An 801-nucleotide genomic window follows, 5' to 3' on the forward strand; every position below is an offset into this window, starting at 1 on the left:
ATCTTCACCGCGCTGCAGGCGATCGCCACGGTCGGCTCGGTGCTGGGCGGCGGCGAAGGGCCGCCACCGGCGCGGATCGTCCTGGAATCCGACGGCGGCGAGAACAAGCCGACCGACCCCAGCGACCCGCACGACGGCGCCTTCACCGCGGCGCGCCTGGCCAAGGACCAGGGCGTGCCCATCGCGACCATCTCGTTCGGCACCAAGGGCGGGGAGATCGAGATGGACGGGCAGCGCGTCGCCGTGCCCGTGTCCACGGACCAGATGCGCAAGATCGCTCAGCTCTCGGGCGGGCAGTCCTACACCGCCACCAACATCAGCGAGCTGAACAAGAGCTACAACGCCATCGAGAACGACATCGGGTTCCGCACGGTGCCCGGCCCGGGCAGCGCCGGCTGGCTGCGCCTGGGCGTCGTCGTCGCGCTCATCGCCGCGGCGCTGGGTCTGCTGATCAACCGGCGCCTGCCGACCTGACCGATCAGGCGGGCAGCCGCCGGTTCAGGAACTCGCCGGCCAGCACGGCGCCGGCCAGCAGCACCGCGCCGAGCAGCATCCAGGCCAGGCTGGCGTCGCCCTTGACGGTCTGATAGCCGATCTGGCGCTGCAGCGTCGAATAGACGCTCTCGAGCGATTCCAGGCTGTCCGCGTGGAACGCCTGGCCGTCGGTGATCTTGGTGATCTCCTGCAGCGTCTGGTCGTCGACGGGGACCGGGATGGTGGCGCCCTCGTACTCGACGGTGCCGTAGGGCGTGCCGAAGGAGATCGTCGAGATCTGCACCTCCTCGGCCTTGGCGGCCCGCG

2 pseudogenes are annotated in these 801 nt (G+C 70.4%); one reads left to right on the forward strand and one right to left on the reverse strand.

Features of this window, described 5'->3' with window-relative positions:
- Nucleotides 1-474 (forward strand): annotated as a pseudogene (locus tag A5655_RS28245) (hypothetical protein); the annotation flags it as partial.
- Nucleotides 475-478: 4 nt separating this feature from the next.
- Here the strand turns inward: A5655_RS28245 and A5655_RS09185 are convergent.
- A pseudogene (locus tag A5655_RS09185) lies at nt 479-801 on the reverse strand (hypothetical protein); the annotation flags it as partial.

This window comes from Mycobacterium sp. 1081908.1 (assembly GCF_001673535.1).
GTDB lineage: Bacteria > Actinomycetota > Actinomycetes > Mycobacteriales > Mycobacteriaceae > Mycobacterium.